This window comes from Colwellia sp. SU-HH01217 (assembly GCF_057543495.1).
Genome location: NZ_BAAJLX010000001.1, coordinates 339,161 through 360,131, shown reverse-complemented (window position 1 = coordinate 360,131; position 20,971 = coordinate 339,161). Strand labels below are relative to the sequence as shown.

Annotated in this window: 23 protein-coding genes; 17 read left to right on the top strand and 6 right to left on the bottom strand. The window is 37.7% G+C overall.

From position 1 onward, the window contains the following. Positions 1-55 precede the first annotated feature (55 nt). From rplM to AC27G3_RS01485, 7 genes are all read left to right on the top strand, one after another. Positions 56-484 (top strand): 50S ribosomal protein L13, encoded by a 429-nt coding sequence (rplM, locus tag AC27G3_RS01515; protein ID WP_487118117.1) that lies wholly within the window; start codon positions 56-58, stop codon positions 482-484. A gap of 3 nt (positions 485-487) precedes the next feature. Next, on the top strand, positions 488-880 hold the full coding sequence (gene rpsI, locus AC27G3_RS01510) for a 30S ribosomal protein S9 (RefSeq protein ID WP_487118115.1): 393 nt from the start codon (positions 488-490) through the stop codon (positions 878-880). Between the two features lie 626 nt (positions 881-1,506). Continuing rightward, the gene (gene petA, locus AC27G3_RS01505) at positions 1,507-2,097 is read left to right on the top strand and encodes a ubiquinol-cytochrome c reductase iron-sulfur subunit (protein WP_487118113.1); all 591 of its coding nucleotides are present in this window, start codon (positions 1,507-1,509) and stop codon (positions 2,095-2,097) included. Then, a complete protein-coding gene (locus AC27G3_RS01500; RefSeq protein WP_487118111.1) occupies positions 2,097-3,374 on the top strand; it encodes a cytochrome b in 1,278 nt (425 codons plus the stop codon). The genes petA and AC27G3_RS01500 overlap by 1 nt, the downstream gene beginning before the upstream one ends. Next, on the top strand, positions 3,374-4,075 hold the full coding sequence (locus tag AC27G3_RS01495; RefSeq protein ID WP_487118109.1) for a cytochrome c1: 702 nt from the start codon (positions 3,374-3,376) through the stop codon (positions 4,073-4,075). The genes AC27G3_RS01500 and AC27G3_RS01495 overlap by 1 nt, the downstream gene beginning before the upstream one ends. A 145-nt stretch (positions 4,076-4,220) precedes the next feature. After that, on the top strand, positions 4,221-4,862 hold the full coding sequence (gene sspA / locus AC27G3_RS01490; RefSeq protein WP_487118107.1) for a stringent starvation protein SspA: 642 nt from the start codon (positions 4,221-4,223) through the stop codon (positions 4,860-4,862). An 11-nt stretch (positions 4,863-4,873) separates the two neighbouring features. Continuing rightward, complete coding sequence (locus AC27G3_RS01485) at positions 4,874-5,350, top strand: ClpXP protease specificity-enhancing factor (protein WP_487118105.1); 477 nt, start codon at positions 4,874-4,876, stop codon at positions 5,348-5,350. 107 nt (positions 5,351-5,457) lie between these two features. Here the strand turns inward: AC27G3_RS01485 and AC27G3_RS01480 are convergent, their stop codons facing one another. The 4 genes from AC27G3_RS01480 to AC27G3_RS01465 form a co-directional block, all read right to left on the bottom strand. After that, positions 5,458-6,036, bottom strand: coding sequence for a BON domain-containing protein (locus AC27G3_RS01480; protein ID WP_487118103.1), 579 nt, complete (start codon positions 6,034-6,036; stop codon positions 5,458-5,460). Positions 6,037-6,077: 41 nt separating this feature from the next. Continuing rightward, positions 6,078-6,665: a phosphoheptose isomerase gene (locus tag AC27G3_RS01475; protein ID WP_487118101.1), complete on the bottom strand. Its 588-nt coding sequence runs from the start codon at positions 6,663-6,665 to the stop codon at positions 6,078-6,080. Between the two features lie 16 nt (positions 6,666-6,681). Further along, a complete protein-coding gene (locus AC27G3_RS01470; protein WP_487118099.1) occupies positions 6,682-7,071 on the bottom strand; it encodes a YraN family protein in 390 nt (129 codons plus the stop codon). 73 nt (positions 7,072-7,144) lie between these two features. Then, entirely contained in the window at positions 7,145-9,052 is a 1,908-nt protein-coding gene (locus tag AC27G3_RS01465) for a penicillin-binding protein activator (RefSeq protein ID WP_487118097.1), read from the bottom strand. A gap of 86 nt (positions 9,053-9,138) precedes the next feature. On the opposite strand from AC27G3_RS01465, the gene rsmI reads away from it, so the two are divergent. The 6 genes from rsmI to AC27G3_RS01435 all read left to right on the top strand — a co-directional run bounded on the left by rsmI (position 9,139) and on the right by AC27G3_RS01435 (position 15,589). After that, positions 9,139-9,993 carry a 16S rRNA (cytidine(1402)-2'-O)-methyltransferase gene (rsmI, locus tag AC27G3_RS01460; RefSeq protein ID WP_487118095.1) on the top strand — a complete coding sequence of 285 codons (855 nt, stop codon included), beginning with the start codon at positions 9,139-9,141 and terminating at the stop codon, positions 9,991-9,993. Between the two features lie 299 nt (positions 9,994-10,292). Continuing rightward, positions 10,293-11,342 (top strand): 3-oxoacyl-ACP synthase III, encoded by a 1,050-nt coding sequence (locus AC27G3_RS01455; RefSeq protein ID WP_487118093.1) that lies wholly within the window; start codon positions 10,293-10,295, stop codon positions 11,340-11,342. A gap of 66 nt (positions 11,343-11,408) precedes the next feature. Then, entirely contained in the window at positions 11,409-12,311 is a 903-nt protein-coding gene (locus AC27G3_RS01450; RefSeq protein ID WP_487118091.1) for an alpha/beta fold hydrolase, read from the top strand. A 2-nt stretch (positions 12,312-12,313) separates the two neighbouring features. Then, positions 12,314-14,119, top strand: a complete 1,806-nt coding sequence (gene oleC, locus AC27G3_RS01445; protein ID WP_487118089.1) for an olefin beta-lactone synthetase — start codon at positions 12,314-12,316, stop codon at positions 14,117-14,119. Positions 14,120-14,130: 11 nt separating this feature from the next. Then, positions 14,131-15,195 carry a 2-alkyl-3-oxoalkanoate reductase gene (gene oleD / locus AC27G3_RS01440; RefSeq protein ID WP_487118674.1) on the top strand — a complete coding sequence of 355 codons (1,065 nt, stop codon included), beginning with the start codon at positions 14,131-14,133 and terminating at the stop codon, positions 15,193-15,195. Further along, positions 15,188-15,589: a thioesterase family protein gene (locus tag AC27G3_RS01435; RefSeq protein WP_487118087.1), complete on the top strand. Its 402-nt coding sequence runs from the start codon at positions 15,188-15,190 to the stop codon at positions 15,587-15,589. Before oleD ends, AC27G3_RS01435 begins: the two co-directional genes overlap by 8 nt. A gap of 61 nt (positions 15,590-15,650) precedes the next feature. Here the strand turns inward: AC27G3_RS01435 and AC27G3_RS01430 are convergent, their stop codons facing one another. Continuing rightward, on the bottom strand, positions 15,651-16,190 hold the full coding sequence (locus tag AC27G3_RS01430) for a hypothetical protein (RefSeq protein WP_487118085.1): 540 nt from the start codon (positions 16,188-16,190) through the stop codon (positions 15,651-15,653). Positions 16,191-16,562: 372 nt separating this feature from the next. Here AC27G3_RS01430 and AC27G3_RS01425 point away from each other — a divergent pair, with 372 nt between their 5' ends. The 3 genes from AC27G3_RS01425 (at position 16,563) to AC27G3_RS01415 (ending at position 17,895) form a co-directional block, all read left to right on the top strand. Next, the gene (locus AC27G3_RS01425) at positions 16,563-17,306 is read left to right on the top strand and encodes a 1-acylglycerol-3-phosphate O-acyltransferase (protein ID WP_487118083.1); all 744 of its coding nucleotides are present in this window, start codon (positions 16,563-16,565) and stop codon (positions 17,304-17,306) included. A gap of 10 nt (positions 17,307-17,316) precedes the next feature. Then, positions 17,317-17,670: a ribonuclease E inhibitor RraB gene (gene rraB / locus AC27G3_RS01420; RefSeq protein WP_487118081.1), complete on the top strand. Its 354-nt coding sequence runs from the start codon at positions 17,317-17,319 to the stop codon at positions 17,668-17,670. Positions 17,671-17,736: 66 nt separating this feature from the next. Next, positions 17,737-17,895 (top strand): hypothetical protein, encoded by a 159-nt coding sequence (locus tag AC27G3_RS01415; protein WP_487118079.1) that lies wholly within the window; start codon positions 17,737-17,739, stop codon positions 17,893-17,895. Positions 17,896-17,973: 78 nt separating this feature from the next. Here the strand turns inward: AC27G3_RS01415 and AC27G3_RS01410 are convergent, their stop codons facing one another. Beyond that, on the bottom strand, positions 17,974-18,987 hold the full coding sequence (locus AC27G3_RS01410) for a LacI family DNA-binding transcriptional regulator (protein WP_487118672.1): 1,014 nt from the start codon (positions 18,985-18,987) through the stop codon (positions 17,974-17,976). A 260-nt stretch (positions 18,988-19,247) separates the two neighbouring features. Between AC27G3_RS01410 and pgi the strand changes: the two genes are divergently transcribed. Next, positions 19,248-20,909 (top strand): glucose-6-phosphate isomerase, encoded by a 1,662-nt coding sequence (gene pgi, locus AC27G3_RS01405; RefSeq protein WP_487118077.1) that lies wholly within the window; start codon positions 19,248-19,250, stop codon positions 20,907-20,909. Positions 20,910-20,971: the final 62 nt, after the last annotated feature.

Sequence of the window (20,971 nt, the reverse complement as noted above, 5' to 3'; positions counted from 1 at the left end):
AATTGGGTAAACAGTTTGTCAACTAGGTGTAACAATATTTAATTTGGGTTTTAAAATGAAAACTTTTGTAGCTAAACCAGAAAGCGTTGAACGCGAATGGTTCTTAGTGGACGCCGAAGATAAAACTTTAGGTCGTATCGCTACTGAAATTGCAACCCGTTTACGCGGTAAGCATAAACCAGAATACACTCCTCATGTTGATACAGGCGATTATATCGTTGTTGTTAATGCTGAGAAAGTAAAAGTAACTGGTAACAAAGCGAAGGGTAAAATTTACTATTCGCATACTGAATTCCCTGGTGGACTTAAGCAAATTAGCTTTGAAAAGTTAATTGAAAAAGCACCAGAGCGCGTACTTGAATTTGCAGTAAAAGGCATGTTACCTAAAGGTCCTTTAGGTCGTGATATGTTCCGCAAACTTAAAGTATTTGCCGGTCCTGAGCATGCTCATACCGCTCAACAACCACAACCTTTGGAGTTATAGACAATGGCTGATAATCAATATTACGGTACTGGTCGTCGCAAGAGCTCTACAGCTCGTGTGTTTTTAAAGGCTGGTAATGGCGCTATTACAATTAACAAACGTGACATTTCTGTGTACTTCGGTCGCGAAACAGCACGTATGGTTGTTCGTCAACCATTAGAGTTAGTTGAAATGTTAGAAAAATTTGACTTAAATATCTCTGTTGTAGGTGGTGGTATTTCAGGTCAAGCTGGCGCAATTCGTCACGGTATCACTCGTGCATTAATGGAGTTCGATGAAACTTTACGTAGCGATTTACGTAAAGCTGGTTTCGTAACTCGTGATGCTCGTAAAGTTGAACGTAAGAAAGTTGGCTTACACAAAGCGCGTAAGAAACCACAATTCTCGAAACGTTAAGATTTATTCTTATATCGAATCAAAAAACCGGCTTCTGCCGGTTTTTTTATATTCAGGGATGAATCATATGCCGTGGTGCCATGGATGGCAAAGAAAGGCGATGCCCAAGGATGGGCGTATGTCGTGATCACATGGATGTGAAAGAACGACGATGTAGAATAACTCAAGTACCAAGTTCGCTGTGAAAGAGCGACGATGTAGAATAACTCAAGTATCGAGTTAATTGTGAAAGAGCGACGATACAAACCAAGCACTAAAAACTTTTATCTGAATAATTCTTTACGAAAGTGAAAGTAGATTAATCATGCATGATTAAAGGCTCTTCTAAAACAAAGTAACACCAGCTACACACTCAAAATCAGTCAATTACCCGCTAAAATCACCAGTAAATGATAACTATTATCATTAAAAAATCATTCACTGTATTTTTTAACCTATATTTAGATATTCATCGCACTGAAACAGCAATTTACCTTGTAAAAAATAGGGCATTTCTTTATGATCATAAAAATTTTTTGTCGCTAGTTTAACTAAACACTAATAAAGTCATAAATCCCATTAATTAAAAACGGGATCATTGATACTAAATAGCAGGTTTGGTTTTAATTTTTAATTGGAGATTATGAATGAGCAATGCGCCCGTGATTAATGGCCGTCGACGCTTTTTAACAGCTGCTACTGCAGTTGTTGGTGGTGTTGGTGTTGCCGGAGTGGCTGTGCCTTTCATTGGTTCCTGGAATCCAAGTGCCCGTGCGAAAGCAGCAGGTGCTCCAGTAGAACTCAATGTAAGTAAAATAGAGCCAGGTCAACTTGTCCGTGCTGAATGGCGTGGTAAACCAGTTTATGTTGTACGTCGTACAGATAAAACGGTGAGTGATTTAGCTAAACATGACAGTAAGCTAAAAGATCCAAAGTCGGAAGAGCCTCAACAGCCAAGTTATGCGACGAATGAATTTCGTTCAATATCTCCTGAGTTCTTAGTTGCATTAGGTGTTTGTACTCATTTAGGGTGTGCACCAACTTATCACAAGGGTGACTTTGAAGAGCAAGTAGAAGGAGTTACCGATGGTTTCTTCTGCCCATGTCATGGTTCTAAATTTGATATGGCCGGTCGTGTTTTTCAAAGCGTTCCTGCGCCATTGAACCTTGTTATTCCTGAACACTCATTTCCAAAAGAAGGTACCTTGTTAATAGGTGTCGGACCAGGAGAAGCATAATGTTGATGAATTTATTTAATTCAGTAATGGGATGGATAGATCAACGTCTTCCAGTTACTGATGCTTACAATAAGCATGCTGCGCAATATCCAGCACCGAAGAACTTTAACTTTTGGTATGTATTTGGCATTTTAGCCAGTGTTGTTTTAGTTAACCAACTGCTTACGGGTATTTGGTTAACGATGAACTATGAGCCATCAGGTGCAGGTGCTTTTGCTTCAGTTGAATACATTATGCGTGATGTCGACTTTGGTTGGTTGCTACGTTACATGCATTCTACAGGGGCTTCTGCATTTTTCGTTGTGGTCTATTTACATATGATGCGTGGTCTTATCTACGGTTCATATCAAAAACCTCGTGAATTACTATGGATTTTCGGTATGTTAATCTTCTTAGTATTAATGGCTGAAGCTTTTATGGGCTACTTATTACCTTGGGGTAATATGTCGTATTGGGGCGCACAAGTTATTATTTCCCTCTTTGGTGCTATTCCAATTATTGGTGATGACTTAACCCTTTGGATCCGTGGTGATTATGTTATTTCAGGCGCAACATTAAACCGTTTCTTTGCTTTACATGTTGTTGCACTACCATTGGTATTAGTAGTTTTAGTCTTCCTACATATTTTAGCTTTGCACGAAGTTGGCTCTAATAACCCTGACGGCACGAATATTAAAAAGCCAAAGGGCAGTGTTAAACCTGAAGAATTAAGTAAGTTTACTTTCCACAAACAGTACTCAGAAAAATACGATATTGTTGACGCTATCCCTTTCCATCCTTATTACACTGTGAAGGATTTAGTCGCTGTTGTTATTTTCTTAATTCTATTTTCTTGGGTGATGTTTTTTGCACCTGAGGGGGGCGGTTACTTTATGGAAGCGCCTAACTTTGAACCTGCTAATGGTCTGAAAACACCTGAGCATATAGCACCCGTTTGGTATTTTGGTCCGTTCTATACCATTTTACGTGTGGTTCCTGATAAGTTATTAGGTGCAGTAGCGATGTTCGGTGCAATTGTTGCCTTGTTCCTATTACCTTGGTTCGATCGCGGTGTAGTGAAATCAGTAAGATATCGTAGCAAGTGGCACTTAGTTAACTTAATTCAGTTCGCGATTTGTTTTATTGTTTTAGGTGCTTTAGGTACATTACCAGCTACTCCTACAGCTAATATGATTGGTATTATTGCAAGCTTTGGTTATTTTGGTTTCTTTGTAGCACTTTGGTTCTATAGTAAGAATGAAAATTGCAAACCTGTTCCAGAGAGGGTGACAGACTAATGAAAAGATTATTAATTGCTTTAATTTCTCTTATTCCTGCTTTGGCATTAGCTGCGAGCGGTAACCTAAAACTTGATCATGCTAATAATGATTTAGCTGATAAAGAATCATTAAAACGTGGTTTTGACTCTTATGTTAATTACTGTTTAGGTTGTCACCAACTTCAGTATCAACGTTATAATCGTACGTTTACAGATTTAGGCATTAGTCCAGAAGAAGGTGCAGCTAAATACTTACTTAACGGACAAAAAGCCGGTGATCATATTAAAAATGCCATGCCTGCAAAAGAAGCAGCGAAATGGTTTGGTAGTGCGCCACCAGATTTAACATTGATTGCCCGTTTAAAGCCAGGTCCTGATTATATCTATACTTACTTACGTTCATTTTATGTTGATGAATCTCGTCCGTTTGGCGTAAATAACAAGGTATTTAAAGATGTGGGTATGCCGCATGTTCTACAAACATTACAAGGTGTGCGTACATTAGATGAACAGGGTAATTTGACCCCAGCAACTGGTGGTACAATGACGACTGAAGAGTATGATGACTTCGCTCGTGATTTAGCAAATTTCTTTGAATATGTAGGTGAGCCAAATAAATTAGAGCGTGAGAACTTAGGTTACTGGGTAATCGGCTTCTTATTTATTCTCTTATTTGTTTCTTATTTACTTAAGAAAGAATATTGGAGAGATGTTCATTAAGAACACTCTACATTAATCGTAAATTTGGGGTTGCCTACTTTTAATCAATTAGTGTAAGTGATTAAAAGTAGGCAACCCCTTTATTAGTTTTTGAGATATCACTTTTTGATATCAAAATTTGACGTTTTTATTGGAGGCATTATTTATGGCCGTAGCAGCAAACAAACGCTCTGTAATGAATTTATACTCGCATGCCGATGACATGTATAGTCATCAAACACGCATCGTTTTAGCAGAAAAAGGCGTTGGTGTAGATATACATCTAGTTGACTTGGCAAACTTGCCGGAAGACTTATTAGATTTAAACCCATATGGCACTATTCCAACGTTAATCGATAGAGAATTAGCGTTATATGAAGCTAGTATCATAATTGAATATTTAGATGAGCGTTTCCCTCACCCACCATTGATGCCAGTGTATCCGGTTTCACGTGGCCGTAGTCGTTTAATGATGTTTCGTATTGAAAATGATTGGTATAGCTTAGCTAAAACAATTTTAACTGGAAATGCTACGGATGCTGAAAAAGCACGTCAAGAGCTAAAAGAAAGCTTGTTAAGTGTTGCGCCTATCTTAAATGAAGCACCATACTTTATGAGTGAAGAATTTAGCTTAGTTGATTGTTACCTTGCTCCATTATTATGGCGATTGCCTGCTTTCGGTATTGAATTAGAAGGTCAAGGTTCTAAAGAACTGAAAACTTATATGCTTCGTTTATTTGAACGTGAATCATTCCAAGCTTCATTAACGGAAGAAGAACGTGAATTGCGCATGAGCTATACAGGCTAATGACCATTAAAATGACATCAAATAAGCCTTATCTTATTGGGGCTTTTTATGATTGGATATCTGATAACGAATTAAGTCCTTACATTGTTGTTGATGTAAGTGTTTATGGTGTTTTGGTTCCCATGTCTTATGTGAATGATGGTCAAATTACCTTAAATATCTCTTCGTCGGCACTAGGCAGTTTTGCTATGGGTGAACAGGCACTTGAGTTTAGTGCGAGATTTGGTGGTAAGCTTGAGAATATGGTTGTGCCTTATGGCGCAATAGCTGCCATTTACGCTAAAGAAAATGGCGCAGGTACTTCTTTTCCTATTGAACACCCAGAAGTAACAGAAGAAGAGACTAATAACACTGCAAGTACAGTTAAACCAACTAAAGCAGCCAAACTTACCAGTATTACTTCTGTACAATCTTCAGAGCGACCAAAAGACGCGACTAAAGAAAGTACCAAGAAAAAAAGTAAAGCAAGTTTGAAAGTTATTAAATAATGTAATGAGACAATTATTTATTAAAGCGATATAAGCCTTCTTATATCGCTTTTTTTATACGGTTATTATAACCAGTAGAAATGATCACATAGTTATTGAAATTGGTCTTATAGGTACTCGAACGCCATAAACACCTTATTCACCCCACTTAGGTTACGTGTTATATCAACAGCTTCATCTGCTTCTTCTTTCGATACTAAACCCATTAGAAATACTTCACTGTTTTCTGTAATCACTTTAATATTGGTAGGGTTAAGCTTGTCACTGCTAAATAAGGCAGTTTTAACTTTAGAGGTAAGCCATACATCATGGCTACGGGTGGTTAAGGAAGTGACATTACTGATTCTAATTTGATCGTGTACTTTAGCCACGCCTTCTACATTGGAAACTTCTTTAATTGCCAAGTCTCTTAAATAGGTATTGGGCGCTTGTCCAATAACTAATACCGCACCATTAATACAGACTAAATGCAGGTTAGTTTGTTTCTCTAATATGACATTATCTGAAAGTGCGGTATTAGCATTAAATTCAACGGTTTGGTCGTCAATTTGCTTGCTTATTGTACGATGGTCAGTGGCAATACTAGCGCCACTAACAACAGCAACAGTTGCAACACCAACACAACCTTGAAGTGAGGCTAAAGCAATAATTAATGAAATTGTACGAATATTTGTGGAAATGGCCATGGTTGAATAAGTCTCTATATATTGATAAGCAGATTGCTGGTTTAGCTATCTTGAGGAAACAAGGTAGTATCGATAATTTCACACAAGGTATGAGCGACTAACAAGTGCACTTCATGGATTCTTGCCGTACGGGAGGAGGGGACACGTATTTCTACGTCGTTCTCTCCTAATAAGCCTGCTACATCACCACCATCACAACCCGTTAGAGCAATAATAGGGATGTCACGAGAAACCGCTGTTTCAATCGCCTTTATTACGTTTCTGGAGTTACCACTAGTTGATATTGCTAATAGCACATCGTTATTATTACCCAAAGCACGTAATTGTTTCGAAAATATTTCATCAAATTGATAATCGTTGGCAATTGCTGAAAGGGTCGATGTGTCAGTTGTTAATGCTACTGCGGGTAAACTTGGGCGCTCGGTTTCATAACGGTTTAATAACAAAGAAGCAAAATGCTGGGCATTACTAGCTGAACCACCATTGCCACAAGAGAGGATTTTATTACCTGATAATAAACATTGAACAATGACCATGCCAGCATGTTCAATTGATGCTGCTAGTAAATCACTTGCAGCAATTTGGGTTTGAATACTTTCGGTAAAATTACTTTTTATCCTTTCTAACATAAATTATTAGGCTCCATTAAAAGGCATTTTTTAGCCAGGTGACTTTAGGGTTAAATTGAACATTGTTGTTTAAGCTACCTTCTACAGCAACTACATCAAATCGACAAGGAGTATTATATTCATTTAAACCATGTTGTTGCAGATAATATGTTGCGCACTGCCTTATTTTTTGTTGTTTTTTGTAAGGAATTGCAGCAATAGCGCCACCAAAGTTATTGTTCTTACGGTACTTTACTTCAATAAAAACATAGGTGCTATTATCTCGCATAATCAGGTCTATCTCACCTTGGCGATTATGAAAATTTTTACCGATTAAGCATAAACCATTATTTAGCAGATATTGGCCAGCATAAGCCTCGGCTATTTCACCCACTTTTTTTGTTGTAAATTTTTCATTTGATAGCATTTTAAAACATCCTTGTTTTATCATTATTTGAGTTAGAACGCATCAATGCGCCATGGGGGTGGCTCTTAAAAGCCTAATCAATAGTCACTTCTTTAACTTTATTATTTCGGTAGCGGCCCCAGATCAAGCTACGGGTGAGAATATTATCTTGACCGAGTTTTAATACCCCTGTTTGACCATAATGGCGAATATAATTAGCTTTTTGCATTGCCGGTATTTTATTGACTAAAAATAAACTGTCGTATCCCATAGCAAAGATGCGTTGTAAACTATCGGTACGTTGTGGCCAAAGTGTTTGGCTTAACACGGCCAACTCTCTATTTTGTTGTGTTGAGTTTAATAACCAAGGAATTTCAGTAAACACTAAACCGGTTAAATCTCTATTATCACTTTTGTCATCGTTAATACTGTGACTTAAGGAACTAGCATAAACAGGAATAATAGAAGAAAAAGGGCTAGTATTCACATCAATGTAAGGTTTAAGTAGTTTAGTTTGTTGAGGGTTAGCGACTAGGTAAATCATATCTATATCTCGCCTGTTGCGTAACTCAACTTTTAACTTTTGCTTAAATTGTCTCTTTACGTCATTCACACGTTGCTGACTGTCTTTAATACCCAAGCTTGCTTTAAGATCGCCTTGCATAGCTTTACCACTATCAAAATAGACTATTTCAGGCGCTTGACCTCGAAGTTGTTGCCATTGCTTTGAAAAAGTTTCTGCGACTCTTTTGCTAATATTGGTTTTTGAGGAGAGTATCAATGGCTGCTGATAACTTTTTTGACTTAAACTCGAAGCTGCTTGTTTTGCTTCATCTTCACGTCTCATTGACAAGGCGACTTGATGAGGCTGTAATTCTGTATCGTCAGGTAAGTTCAATAAAAGTGTAGGGAGCGTTAGATCTTCTTGTGCAAGATATGTTTTTACCGTGTCTTTGAGCAATGGGCCGATGACAAAATTTATTTCTTTTTCAGTAAACAGTAAGTTTAATGAAGCAATATCAACCGTGTTTTCATCAATGAAGTGAATTTTAAGATCGGTGTTATTTTCATATGCGGCCAAAATGCCTTGTTGAGCGACTATGCCAGCAGCACTCTGTTTGCCTGACAAAGGTAGCAAAACAGCAATGTTTGTTAACTCAGAAATTTCATTTGTGTTTTGATCCAATAAGCTAGGGATAATAATGTTGCCAGCGTGGTTGGGGTACCTTTCTTGCCACTGATTAAGCGCTTGGTTAAATTTAACTGGCTGGTCTCCCCATTTGTTAGCAGCGGTTAACAATTGATGCCATGCTTTAAAATTTGGCGGTGTCATTCTTGATAATTGCTTAATTTGCCATGGCGATAATTGACTTAACGATTGCCACAATAAAAAAATCTCATCATCGATAATCGATTCGTGTAAATCAATTATTCTTAATTGGGCGTCGACCGAATTTAACGTTAAAGATTGGTGCTCTGCCATGACTTTAGCTTGTTTAAAATAAGCTAAATGCTGGGCGAATTGATAGTGTTCTTGAATGTCAGTAGCTATATCAAGTTGATTTTGAGCCAACGAGTAGTAACCCAAGAGGGATAAACTCTGAGATTTAACCAATGTTAAGCGATACCAAAGTGTAGCATTTACTTTTTGTTTATCAGTGCTTTCTGACGCTGCTACTTGTTGAAAATCTAACATCGGGGGGAGTAAAGCAGAGGTTTGATTCGCTAACCAAAGTGCTTGATGATTTTCGTTCTCTTGTAATAACTGTTCGCTGGCACTAACAAGCATCGGGATAGATTGTTCAACGGGTAAAGACTTTGCTTGTGAAAGGTAATATTGAGAACTGTGTAAGTTTTTTTCTTCTTGATTGATTACTTGAGTTTCTGTGTCTGTTTTGGCCTTAGTTTTATCTATTTTTGGCGCAGCACAGCTAGTGATTAAGCAGGTAATAAATACAGCAGAAAATAAAAGTTTAGATGAATTTTGAAAATTAGTTAGCATATCCTGCAAAATATCCGTGCATGTTAAGTTGAGTATCGGTTTATAATAAACGTCATTAACACAGGTCACAACAAAAGTAAGTTAAAATGACAGAAACTCAGGTGAATTCAGGCACTTTATATATCGTTGCCACGCCAATTGGCAATTTAGGCGATATTAGCCAGCGAGCGATTGATGTATTAACGCAGGTGGATGTTATTGCATGTGAAGATACCCGGCATACTCAGCGGCTTCTTTCTGCTTTTTCTATTAAAAATAAAACCATGTCAATGCATGATCATAATGAGCGTCAACGACAAGAACAAATTGCGGCTATGCTGCAAGAAGGGAAAAGTATAGCCTTAGTGTCGGATGCCGGTACGCCGCTAATTAGTGACCCAGGGTTTCATCTTGTACGTCATTGTCGTCAACTCGGTTTAATTGTCAGCCCTGTTCCTGGTGCTTGTGCAGCAATTGCTGCTTTATCGTGCGCTGGTTTACCTACCGATAGGTTTACTTTCGAAGGCTTTTTGCCTTCAAAATCAGGCGCAAGACAAGCAAAGCTAAACGAGCTTAGTGAAGAAACTCGCACTATGGTGTTTTATGATGCGCCTCGCCGAGCAATTGATACAGTAACAGATATTGTTAAAACCCTAGGTGGCCAGCGTTATATCGTTTTGGCACGAGAGTTGACTAAAACTTTTGAAACCATTCATTCAGACAGTGCAGAAAATTTACTTGAATGGTTATCTACTGATCCAAATCAGCTCAAAGGTGAAATGGTGTTAATTATTGAAGGTCATAAAGCTGTTGCAGACGAAATTCCCTCTCAAGTTATTGACACATTGACCCTGCTAGTGAAAGAACTTCCACCTAAGAAAGCTTGTGCAATTACCGCCAGTATTTATGGGGTGAAGAAAAATGCACTGTATGAAATAGCATTAAGTTTAAAAGACGCATAGTATGCGAAGTACAATCACCGATTATGCAAGCTGGCATGATAAGCCAAATAAATTGGCTGAAATTGACTTAGGCTGAATTTTTTGACTATGTTTATCATGTAGATATTACCGCTAAAGACAAAAAAGTTTCATCGATGGGGAAAATTATCCCAAGACTAAATTGTCATTTAAGTTGAATGATGCAGCTTTTCTTGGTCAAATGACGCCCTAAAAGCTAAATAGTAATTTAAAGTAGGCCATTTCTCAGTAAAATAAACTGAATTTAGATGAGCTGTAAACGAGAAAGTTAACCCCGATCCATGAAATATACCCGTGTTTATATAAATAGCCTAGCTTATGAGTTAGCTCCTGAAGTTGTCACTAGTAGTGCATTAGAGTCTCGTTTGGCTCCCTTGTACCAAAAGTACCGCATACCTATGGGGCAGCTTGCTGCACTAACAGGTATTGAAGAACGTCGTTGGTGGCCAAAAGGGCATATGCTGTCTGATGGTGCTTTAACCGCAGCAGAAAAAGCAATTAATGAAACGGGCATAAGCGTTGGTGATTTGGGTGCTGTTATTTATACTGGTGTTTGTCGTGATCAACACGAGCCAGCTACTGCTTGTCGCATTGCTGCCAAATTAGGGGTATCAACCGATACCGCAATTTACGATATTTCTAATGCGTGTTTAGGTGCTTTGTCTGGAATTTTAGATATTGCTAACCGCATTGAATTGGGTCAAATAAAAGCTGGGTTAGTCGTTTCTTGTGAGTCTGCCCGCCATATCGTTGATGTGACAATAGACGACATGTTAGCCGATCCGAGTATGCAAAATTACGCACAATCATTAGCAACACTAACTGGTGGTAGCGGTGCAGTTGCTATTTTGTTAACTGATGGTAGTTTAAACTTATCAACAGACCGTAATCATCAATTATTAGGTGCCAGTCACTTATCAGCACCAGAGCATAATAATTTGTGTCAATGGGGGCTAAAAGAAGTTGGGCCGCAATTGTTTAGAGAGTTTATGCGCACCGACGCTGTGACGTTACTCAAAGAAGGCGTGTCGTTAGCAAAAGATACATGGCAGCATTTTTTAGAGCAACGTGAATGGGTTATCGAGCAAGTAGATAAGGTGATCTGTCATCAAGTTGGTGCAGCCAATCAAAAACAAGTACTTACTGCATTGGAAATTCCTGCTGAAAAAGAATACCCCACCTTTAAATTGTTAGGCAATATGGGGACGGTTTCTTTACCGGTTACTGCTGCTATGGCGCATGATCAAGGCTTTTTAAAAACAGGCGATAACGTTAGTTTTTTAGGGATAGGTAGTGGTCTAAATTGTATGATGTTAGGACTTAAATGGTAAGTTGGTACTTACACTTTTATTGTAGCTTTCATCAATTATCGTATTTATTCATCACAAGGTAACTCCATGTCCGATAAAAATTTAGCGTCGCTATTTCCATTTAAACGTAACTTTATTGAAAGAAGCGGCCAGCAATATCATTACGTGAACGAAGGGCAAGGCGAACCTGTGGTTATGGTTCATGGTAATCCCAGTTGGTCATTCTACTATCGTAACTTAGTAAAAACCTTAAGTAGCAGTCATCAATGTATTGTGCCCGACCATATTGGCTGTGGCTTTTCAGATAAACCTGATGACGAAGATTACGATTACACGTTAAGCCAACGTATTGATGATCTCGAAGCGTTACTTGAGCATTTAGCAGTAGATAAAAATATTACTTTAGTTGTACACGATTGGGGCGGAATGATTGGTATGGGGTATGCTGCTCGATACCCTGAACGCATTAAAAAATTGGTAATATTAAATACCGCAGCATTTCATTTACCACAGAGTAAAAAATTCCCATTACCATTGGCTGTTGGTAGAAATACAACACTAGGAACAATTTTAGTTCGTGGTTTTAATGCTTTTTCAAGTATTGCCTCTTATATTGGTGTTAAACGCAAACCAATGAGTAAAGAAGTCCGCGAAGCTTATGTCGCGCCTTTTAATTCATGGAAAAACCGTATTTCTACTTTACGTTTTATTCAAGATATTCCGTTGAAACCTCACGATCGAAACTATCAATTGGTTACTGATATAGAAAATAGCTTGGCGCAATTTAAACAATTGCCTATGCTCATTTGCTGGGGATTGAAAGATTTTGTCTTTGATCGTCATTTTTTAACCGTTTGGCAAGATAAATTCCCACAAGCGGCAGTGCATTCGTTTGATGATTGTGGTCATTATATTTTAGAAGATGCGAGTGATGAAGTTGTACCATTGATCACTGAGTTTATTAACGCTGATTCACCAAGTGAAAAGTAGACATGATTAAGAGTAATGGCCAAACAAGTCGTAGTGAAAATACCGCTAATTTGTCTCGCCATTTACAACAAGCCGCCATTAATACACCCGATTTATTAGCGGTTGCCGTACAAAAATCTCACCGAAAATTATTGTCTTTATCCCCCAAGCGATTGAAAACTGATTCATTATTTCAATCGTTATTTCCGCTAACCCTGAGTTATCAAGAAATAAGCTTTAGTGAATTAGACAAAAGAAGTGACAAGCTCGCCTTTGCTCTTAATCAATTTGGTATTAAAGCAGGTATGAAGGCAGTATTAATGGTAACGCCAAGTCTCGATTTTTTTGCGTTAACTTTTGCACTTTTTAAAGCTGGTATCGTGCCTATTTTGGTTGATCCAGGAATGGGCGTGAAAAACCTTAAACAATGTTTTGCTGAATCCTCCCCTGACGCCTTTATTGGTATTGCAAAAGCGCATCTTGCTAGAAAATTATTTGGTTGGGGCAAAGAAAGCATTAAATTTTCAATCTCTGTTGGTGCGGCTAGTATCTTTGGCGCAACTAATTTAACTAAATTAGTAAAAAAATACCCTGTAAATAAATCAGTATACCCTATGGTAAGACTCGCAGAAGACGATATGGCGGCAATATTGTTTACTAGCGGCAGCACTGGTGTTCCCAAGGGCGTGGTTTATAGTCATAAAATGTTTGAAGCTCAGATTAGTGCTTTAAAAAATGATTATCAAATAACGTCTGGCGAACGAGATTTAGCTACCTTCCCTTTGTTTTCTTTATTTGGTCCAGCGCTAGGAATGGCTTCAATTGTTCCTGAAATGGATGCGAGTAAACCTATTACAGCAAATCCTGCATTTATTTTTGCAGCTATTGAAAAATATCAATGTAGTAACTTGTTTGCTAATCCTGCTTTAATTGAAGTGTTAGGACAAGCAGGAATAAATACAGCACATGCAACAACAATAAAATTACCGAGCTTAAAGCGAGTTATTTCAGCAGGAGCTCCAGCCACTTTGTCTTCAATTGAGCGTTTTAGTCAACTGCTTAATGAGGGTGTTGAGGTGCTAAATTCTTATGGCGCAACAGAGTCATTACCTTTGACTAAAATAGGCAGTACAGCCTTATTAACGACTAGTGAAATTACCGATAATGGTGGTGGTATTTGTGTCGGTAAACCGATAAACGGTGTTGACGTTAGAATAATCGCCATCACAGAGGAAAGTATTAGCCAATGGCACAACAACTTGTGCCTGCCAAACGGTACTATCGGAGAGATTGTTGTTAAAGGTGATATGGTCAGCCAAGCTTATTACCAGAGACCAAGTGCTACAGCACAAGCTAAGATTGCTGATTACACTAAAAGTAACAATGACATTGTTGTTCGACATCGAATGGGTGACTTAGGTTATCTTGATGATAGTGGAAATTTATGGATGTGTGGTCGTAAAGCTCATCGTGTTGAAACTGAAGGTCAAACATTGTTTTCAATTCCCTGTGAGCGTATTTTTAATACACACAAAGCGATTAAACGCAGTGCGTTAGTTGCTGTTACACACAATGGCATTGTTAAACCATTACTTTGTATTGAGCTTAATGATGCGATACAAGTAAATAATAAAACTGCGCGCTTACAATTATTTAAAGAGCTAGCATCGATAGGTGAGCAACACCAACAAACGAAATTGATTACAAACTTTTTAATCCATCCTCATTTCCCTGTAGATATTCGTCATAATGCCAAGATATTTAGAGAAAAATTAGCTGTATGGGCACAGCAACAAGTCGCAAGCCAAGCAACAAAAGGTAGTGAATAACCGTGTTAACTATTAACCATCCGCAACTTACTGATGCATTATCTATATTGTCAGAGAAGGTCGAACACGTATTTGTGACTGGCGCAGGAGGTTTTTTAGGCAAAACTATTTGCCGCATGCTGCGTGCTGCTGATATTAAAGTTACGGGTTTTGCCCGTAGCGAATACCCAGAGCTTAAGCAAATGGGTGTAAATATGATCCAGGGCGATATCACTGATAAAGCGATGCTAACAAAAGCAATGCAATCGTGCGATTTAGTTTTTCATGTTGCATCTAAGGCTGGCGTTTGGGGGAGTAAAACCGATTATTTTCAACCGAATGTTGATGGAGCGGCTAATATCATTGAAGTTTGTCAAACGTTAGGCATTAACTTTTTGATTTATACGAGTACCCCCAGTGTGACATTTGCAGGTGTTGATGAGTCCGGTATTGATGAGTCACAACCTTATGCTCACTCTTTTCTTAATTATTATGCTCATTCTAAAGCGATTGCAGAGCAAATGATGTTAGCAGCCAATAATGCGGCATTAAAAACAGTAGCACTTCGACCTCATTTAATTTGGGGGCCGGGAGATCCGCACTTAGTGCCTCGCGTTATTAACAGAGCTAAAGCAGGGCGTTTAAAGTTGTTGGGGCGAAAAGATAAACTTGTTGATACCATTTATGTAGACAACGCTGCTTACGCACATATCTTAGCGGCAGTAAAATTGATTGAGCCAGCATCAGTGTGCGCAGGAAAAAGTTATTTTATTAGTAATGATCAACCGATAACCATGGCTAATATGTTGAATAAAATATTAGCCTGTGCTGATTTGCCACCCGTAACTAAGCGTATCCCTACCGCGCTAGCTTATGGCGTGGGAACTGTACTGGAAAATATATATCGAATATTAGGTAAGCAACAAGAGCCAATGATGACACGTTTTGTTGCTCGCCAATTATCGACCAGCCATTATTTTAATATTGCTGCGGCTAAACGTGACCTTGGTTACCGACCGATAGTCACTATTGAACAAGGTATGAAAGCATTGCAAGAGTCGTTATTAACTCCATTAAGTAGACAAAAACATGAGTAAGATTTATCACCATCCTGTTCAGATTTATTATGAAGATACCGATCACTCTGGTGTAGTGTATCATCCTAATTTTCTTAAATATTTTGAGCGCGCAAGAGAGCATGTTATTGACAGTGATCGGCTAGCCACACTTTGGAATGAAAAAGGATTAGGCTTTGCTGTCTATAAAGCCAATATGACATTTCAAGATGGTGTAGAGTTTGCTGAAATTTGCGATATTCGTACTAGCTATCAACTCGATGGAAAGTATAAAACATTGTGGCGACAAGAAGTCTGGCGTCCTAACGCGAAAAAACCTGCGGTGATTGGAGACATTGAAATGGTGTGTTTAGATAAAGAAAAGCGACTCCAGCCTATTCCAGAAGAAATATTAGCGCCGATGCTTAAAGGTTAGCACTTTTAATCTTTTATGTTAAAGCAGTGTTCACTTGGTCACACTGCTTATGTTTTTATTATTATTTAGGGTGTCGTTCACTTCCGACGTAATAATAAACTGTCCATTCAGATTTAAATAATCCCGCAGTTGGCACCATATGGGCAGCAATCGCAATATCACTATCTTTATTGGTAAATTCGACTTTCATTCCATCGTTATTTTTTCGCGCTTGTTCATTCATATTCCAGCTATCAGCCAAACAGCCTTGTGTGACATTTTTAGCTTTGTCGAAGTAATTTTGTGCCGTTTCTTTATTAGGCGCCGTTAAACTGCAAGCATAAGTTGTACTATTAGTGCCCCATGCCCAGACTTGACAGCTATTACCAACTAAGTGGTATTTAGCTTGCCATATTTTGCTAATTCTATTATTAAGTGATTTAAGCTTAATACGCTCAAAGCTATTATCGTATTCTTTGATAAGTGCCTCAATTTTTTCACACGGTTGAGTCACCTTAGGTGGACTTATTTGTTGTGCGTAGCCTTGAGATTGATTTTGAGCTACACAAGAAGCAAGCGAGGATAAGCTAAGTAAAATACATGCTTTATAAAAGTTATTCATATTTAGGACCAGTTATATGCCAAATAAAATCTTAATAAATAATAATACAATGGCATTTATAATCAAAGCTTTACTCAATAAGTTGTCATTTGGTTTGGGTCTCTTGAACTTTTTCGGTTGATTTTTTATCTGAATTCTTCGGGCAGCGTTTGCTGGGTATTTTTCTCCGTTATCGCCTTTTCATGTGGAAAAACCACATGTCAAAGGCTCTGTCTTGTATAAATACCTGCAAAAATAATCTCGAAAGATCAACAGCCCCTATTAATTAGTATTTTATTAATTATCATTAAATAAGGAAAACAAAACTCATTAGTTAATTTTTAATTACTTTAGGGGTATACTTTCGCCTTAGAAATTTATTAGGGTTTTCTGTTGTTAGCTATTATTCGTATTATTTGTGTGACTCTTGCACTTGTTGTTATTTGTATTTTTTCTTGTACCTATAGCTTATTGCAGCCCTTTAGCCGTAATCGAGTCTATTACACCTCAAAATATTTAAGTTGGGTGGCTAAGTTATTAGGACTAACGGTTGAGGTTAGGCTTGATGAAGCAGCAAAAGATATTGGTCCTGTGGTTTATGTTGCTAATCATCAAAGTGGACTTGATATGTTTACTATCAGTGGTGCCGTTCAGAAAAATACGGTAACGGTGGGGAAAAAAAGTTTAAAATGGATCCCATTTTTTGGTCAAATGTATTGGTTAGCAGGCAATATTTTAATTGATAGGGCCAATACTAATAAAGCTATGGGGACAATTGCTCAAACTGTTACCAAAATTAAAGAAAAAAGCTTATCTGTTTGGTTATTTCCTGAGGGGACTCGTAGTAATGGTCGAGGCTTATTACGTTTTAAAACGGGCGCTTTTCGCACTGCTATTGAAGCGGGAGTTCCTATAGTGCCAGTATGTTCGAGTAACTTGCACAATGCGATTAAATGGAATAAATGGAATAATGGTAAAGTGATTATTGAAATTTTACCGCCTATTTACTTCACTGATGAAAGTAAAGACAACATTAGAGCCATTGCTAACGAAGTGCATGGATTAATGGCTGAAAAAATTGAACAGTTAAGTGTCGAAACAGGTACAGCACTTAATAACACAACAGCGAATAAATAGGATATAGATAATGACCAAAGATGAACAGTTAGCACATTGGTTAGCACATACCCAAAGCCTTATTAATGAATTAATTGAAGACGGCACAAATGAAGAGGTTCACCATACGATTGAACATCATTTTGCCAGTACTGATTTTGATTTATTAGAGCAAGCGGCTATCACAGCTTTTAAAATGGGTTATGAAGTCGAAGAGCCAGAAGAAGCTGAACTTGAAACAGGTGAAAAAGTATTTGCTTTTGATATTAGTACAGAGCAAGCACTTGATATCGATATTATTTTTGAAGAAACAAAAAAAATGTTAGCACTAGCAGAATCAACGAAAGTCGATTATGATGGCTGGGGTACATATTTTGAAGAGTAGTTATTAATTAATCATAGTTGTTAGCGAGTCATTCAATTTACTCGCTAATTTAAAAGGAAACTTACCATGGAATGGTTCAATCAATTACTTCGTCCAGAAGTCTTGTCCGTTATAATTCCTATTATTGTTATTATAGCTGTTTTTGCTATTACGGTAGTTAAAGCCAATAGAAAACATCAAAAACGTTTAGACAAAATTAGAAATGGTTTTAATCCTGATTTATAACAGTTCAACGATTACGAATACACAAAAAAGTGTATTCGATAGCTCAACCATCGCACACGTTTACTATAACCATCAACATTACAACTGATCTGTAGAGTCTCTAACCACTAATTCAGGCGTATACTGCGTCATAATGTTTTTAATCGATTGGTTTCTGGTTTGTCCAATTAATAAACTTGCAGCATCTTCAGCTATTTTTCTATTAGGTTGGTGAGCTGTTGTCAATTTTGGCCAAGTTTGACGAGAAAACGGACTATTCTCAAAACCTGCAATAGATAGGTCTTCAGGAATTGAAATACCCATTAACCTCGCTGAAAATAATGCACCAGCGGCTATTTCATCGTTACAGGAAAAAATAGCCGTAGGTCTAACATCTTCAGCCATTAACTGTTTAGCGCCATGTACCCCTGACTCAAATGAGTACTCACCTTCAATAATAAGGTTTTCATTAACGGTCATATTATTATTAGACAAGGCTTGTTTATAGCCTTGTAAACGTTCGATACTCGATTTATGCTCTGCACCACCAGCAATAAACCCAATGTTTTTATGCCCAAGATCGATCAAATGTTGAGTTATGCTTAATGCGGCATCATGATCGTTTATCATTATGCAGGGACTGAGATTATCTGGAGCTACATCACCCGACATAATTCGAACAACCTTGACGTCTAAATCTGTAATGCGTTTAACAAACTCTGGCATTTCAGAGAAGGGGGGAGTTAATACTAACCCCGCAATACGAGATTGCTTTACCATACTGATAATTTCTTCGGTAATATTTTCGCCTTTTGAATTACAAGGATGAATTAATAATTCAAACCCTTGTTTTTTACAGGCAGCTAAAATACCTTCTTGCATATCAATAACATAATAAGCGTTGGGGTTATCATACACATAAGCGATACTATATGACTTTGTACCGGCAAGGTTTCGGGCAGCTAAATTTGGTTGATAATTTAACTCAATAACAGCAGCCTGTACTTTTTCTCGAGTTGCTTGGCGCACTGAGGTTTCATTGTTCATAACTCGAGAAACAGTCTTAATTGAAACACCGGCATGTTTTGCAACATCATTTATTGTAGCTTTTATCACTGCTTTTAACCTTGTGTAGTTTTATTAGAAAATGTCAACATTTACGTTATTTTACTAACTTTATACTCGTTGCGAAACAAGAGTATTGCTTCTTATGCTTTGCGGCAATAGTTAATATGATAATTGACATAATTAATTAATAAACCTTGTGGTATTATTGATTGCTATTCTATTAAACAATAACGATTGACAGCGCTGTCATTTTTTAATATTGTTATTTAAAATTTAGACTTTCCATACGCATTATAGGAATAATTATGTCGGCTCGCCAAGAATTACCGAGTTGGAAAAAACTTAACCAACTTGCAAAAGATAAAAAATCTCAACACATGAATACCTTGTTTGCTGAGGATAGTCAACGATTTGATAAATTCTCTATTGAACTCCCTAGGCTACTTTTAGATTACTCAAAAAATTTAATCGACACTGAAACCATGGAAAGTTTATTAGCACTAGCTGATGAAACTGAAGTGGCACAATGGCGTAGTAAAATGTTCAGTGGTGAAAAAATTAATACTACAGAAAACAGAGCTGTACTGCATACCGCTTTGCGTCGTCAAGGCGGAGAAGACTTAATTGTTGATGGCGAAAACTTAACTGAACAAGTTAAGGGGCAGTTAGCCGATATGGAAGTGTTTGTTAACAAAGTACGTCAAGGTCATTGGTTAGGGTATTCAGGTAAACGGATCACCGACATTGTTAATATTGGTGTTGGCGGCTCTAATTTAGGGCCACAAATGGTGACAGAAGCATTAAAACATTACAGCGATAATAGCGTTAATGTTCACTATGTTTCGAATGTCGATGGCTCTCAAATTGTTGAAATTTTACGCCCACTTAATCCTGAAAAAGTATTGTTTATTGTTTCGTCAAAAACCTTTACAACCGCAGAAACAATGACCAACGCTAAAACAGCGATTAATTGGTTAAAATCTTCTTCTTTCGATTCTAAGTCGGTTGCGAAGCACTTTGTTGCAGTTACTGCTAATAAAGAAAATGCGATGAGTTTTGGTATTGCTGAAGAAAATATATTTGATATGTGGGACTGGGTTGGCGGCCGCTTTTCTCTTTGGTCAGGTATTGGCCTTCCTATTGCCCTAGATTTAGGGTTTGAGCAGTTTACCGCTTTACTTGAAGGCGCTAATGAAATGGACGAACATTTTCTTAATGCACCTTTAAAAGATAATATGCCTGTAATTATGGCGTTAATCAGTGTTTGGAATACAACATTTTTAGGTTCGCAGTCACAAGCTATTCTTCCGTACGATCAAACACTGCATATGCTGAGTGCTTATTTACAGCAAGCTGAAATGGAAAGTAATGGTAAGTCAGTTACTTGGGATGGGATAGAGGTTGATTACGCCACCGTACCAACCATTTGGGGAGAGGTTGGTATAAACGGTCAACATGCTTTTTATCAATACCTTCATCAAAGTAATAATGTTGTTCCTGCCGATTTTATTGGTTCGATTGCAAGTGTAACGCCAGTCGAAGGGCATCATGAAATATTAATGGCGAACTTTTTTGCTCAAACCCAAGCACTAATGTCGGGGGTTGACGAAGCACAAGTACGAGCTGATTTAAAAGCTAAAGGCAGAACGGACGCTTATATTGATACCGTTGCCCCGCATAAAGTTCATAAAGGTAATAGACCTACTAATACGATTTTATTAAAGCGTATTGATCCTGCAACACTTGGTTGTTTAATTGCAGCTTACGAACATAAAATCTTTGTCCAAGGGATCCTTCTACAAATCTGTTCATTTGATCAATGGGGCGTTGAGTTAGGAAAAGGCTTAGCCTCTAAAATTCAGTATGAAATGGAAAGCGGTGCGAATCTTGATAAACACGACTGCTCAACCAGTAACTTAATGCACTATTATAAAAGGGAAAGTAGTAATTATTCGTCGTCAAGTTAAGCTTTTCAACTACTTTAGCAATAGAACAACTACTGGCTTCTATCCATGCCTTGCCTCTATAG

Coding starts and splice junctions, on each gene's coding strand:
- rplM (WP_487118117.1), top strand. CDS start 56: ATGAAAACTTTTGTAGCTAAACCAGAAAGCGTTGAACGCGAATGGTTC.
- rpsI (WP_487118115.1), top strand. CDS start 488: ATGGCTGATAATCAATATTACGGTACTGGTCGTCGCAAGAGCTCTACA.
- petA (WP_487118113.1), top strand. CDS start 1,507: ATGAGCAATGCGCCCGTGATTAATGGCCGTCGACGCTTTTTAACAGCT.
- AC27G3_RS01500 (WP_487118111.1), top strand. CDS start 2,097: ATGTTGATGAATTTATTTAATTCAGTAATGGGATGGATAGATCAACGT.
- AC27G3_RS01495 (WP_487118109.1), top strand. CDS start 3,374: ATGAAAAGATTATTAATTGCTTTAATTTCTCTTATTCCTGCTTTGGCA.
- sspA (WP_487118107.1), top strand. CDS start 4,221: ATGGCCGTAGCAGCAAACAAACGCTCTGTAATGAATTTATACTCGCAT.
- AC27G3_RS01485 (WP_487118105.1), top strand. CDS start 4,874: ATGACATCAAATAAGCCTTATCTTATTGGGGCTTTTTATGATTGGATA.
- AC27G3_RS01480 (WP_487118103.1), bottom strand. CDS start 6,036: ATGGCCATTTCCACAAATATTCGTACAATTTCATTAATTATTGCTTTA.
- AC27G3_RS01475 (WP_487118101.1), bottom strand. CDS start 6,665: ATGTTAGAAAGGATAAAAAGTAATTTTACCGAAAGTATTCAAACCCAA.
- AC27G3_RS01470 (WP_487118099.1), bottom strand. CDS start 7,071: ATGCTATCAAATGAAAAATTTACAACAAAAAAAGTGGGTGAAATAGCC.
- AC27G3_RS01465 (WP_487118097.1), bottom strand. CDS start 9,052: ATGCTAACTAATTTTCAAAATTCATCTAAACTTTTATTTTCTGCTGTA.
- rsmI (WP_487118095.1), top strand. CDS start 9,139: ATGACAGAAACTCAGGTGAATTCAGGCACTTTATATATCGTTGCCACG.
- AC27G3_RS01455 (WP_487118093.1), top strand. CDS start 10,293: ATGAAATATACCCGTGTTTATATAAATAGCCTAGCTTATGAGTTAGCT.
- AC27G3_RS01450 (WP_487118091.1), top strand. CDS start 11,409: ATGTCCGATAAAAATTTAGCGTCGCTATTTCCATTTAAACGTAACTTT.
- oleC (WP_487118089.1), top strand. CDS start 12,314: ATGATTAAGAGTAATGGCCAAACAAGTCGTAGTGAAAATACCGCTAAT.
- AC27G3_RS01435 (WP_487118087.1), top strand. CDS start 15,188: ATGAGTAAGATTTATCACCATCCTGTTCAGATTTATTATGAAGATACC.
- AC27G3_RS01430 (WP_487118085.1), bottom strand. CDS start 16,190: ATGAATAACTTTTATAAAGCATGTATTTTACTTAGCTTATCCTCGCTT.
- rraB (WP_487118081.1), top strand. CDS start 17,317: ATGACCAAAGATGAACAGTTAGCACATTGGTTAGCACATACCCAAAGC.
- AC27G3_RS01415 (WP_487118079.1), top strand. CDS start 17,737: ATGGAATGGTTCAATCAATTACTTCGTCCAGAAGTCTTGTCCGTTATA.
- pgi (WP_487118077.1), top strand. CDS start 19,248: ATGTCGGCTCGCCAAGAATTACCGAGTTGGAAAAAACTTAACCAACTT.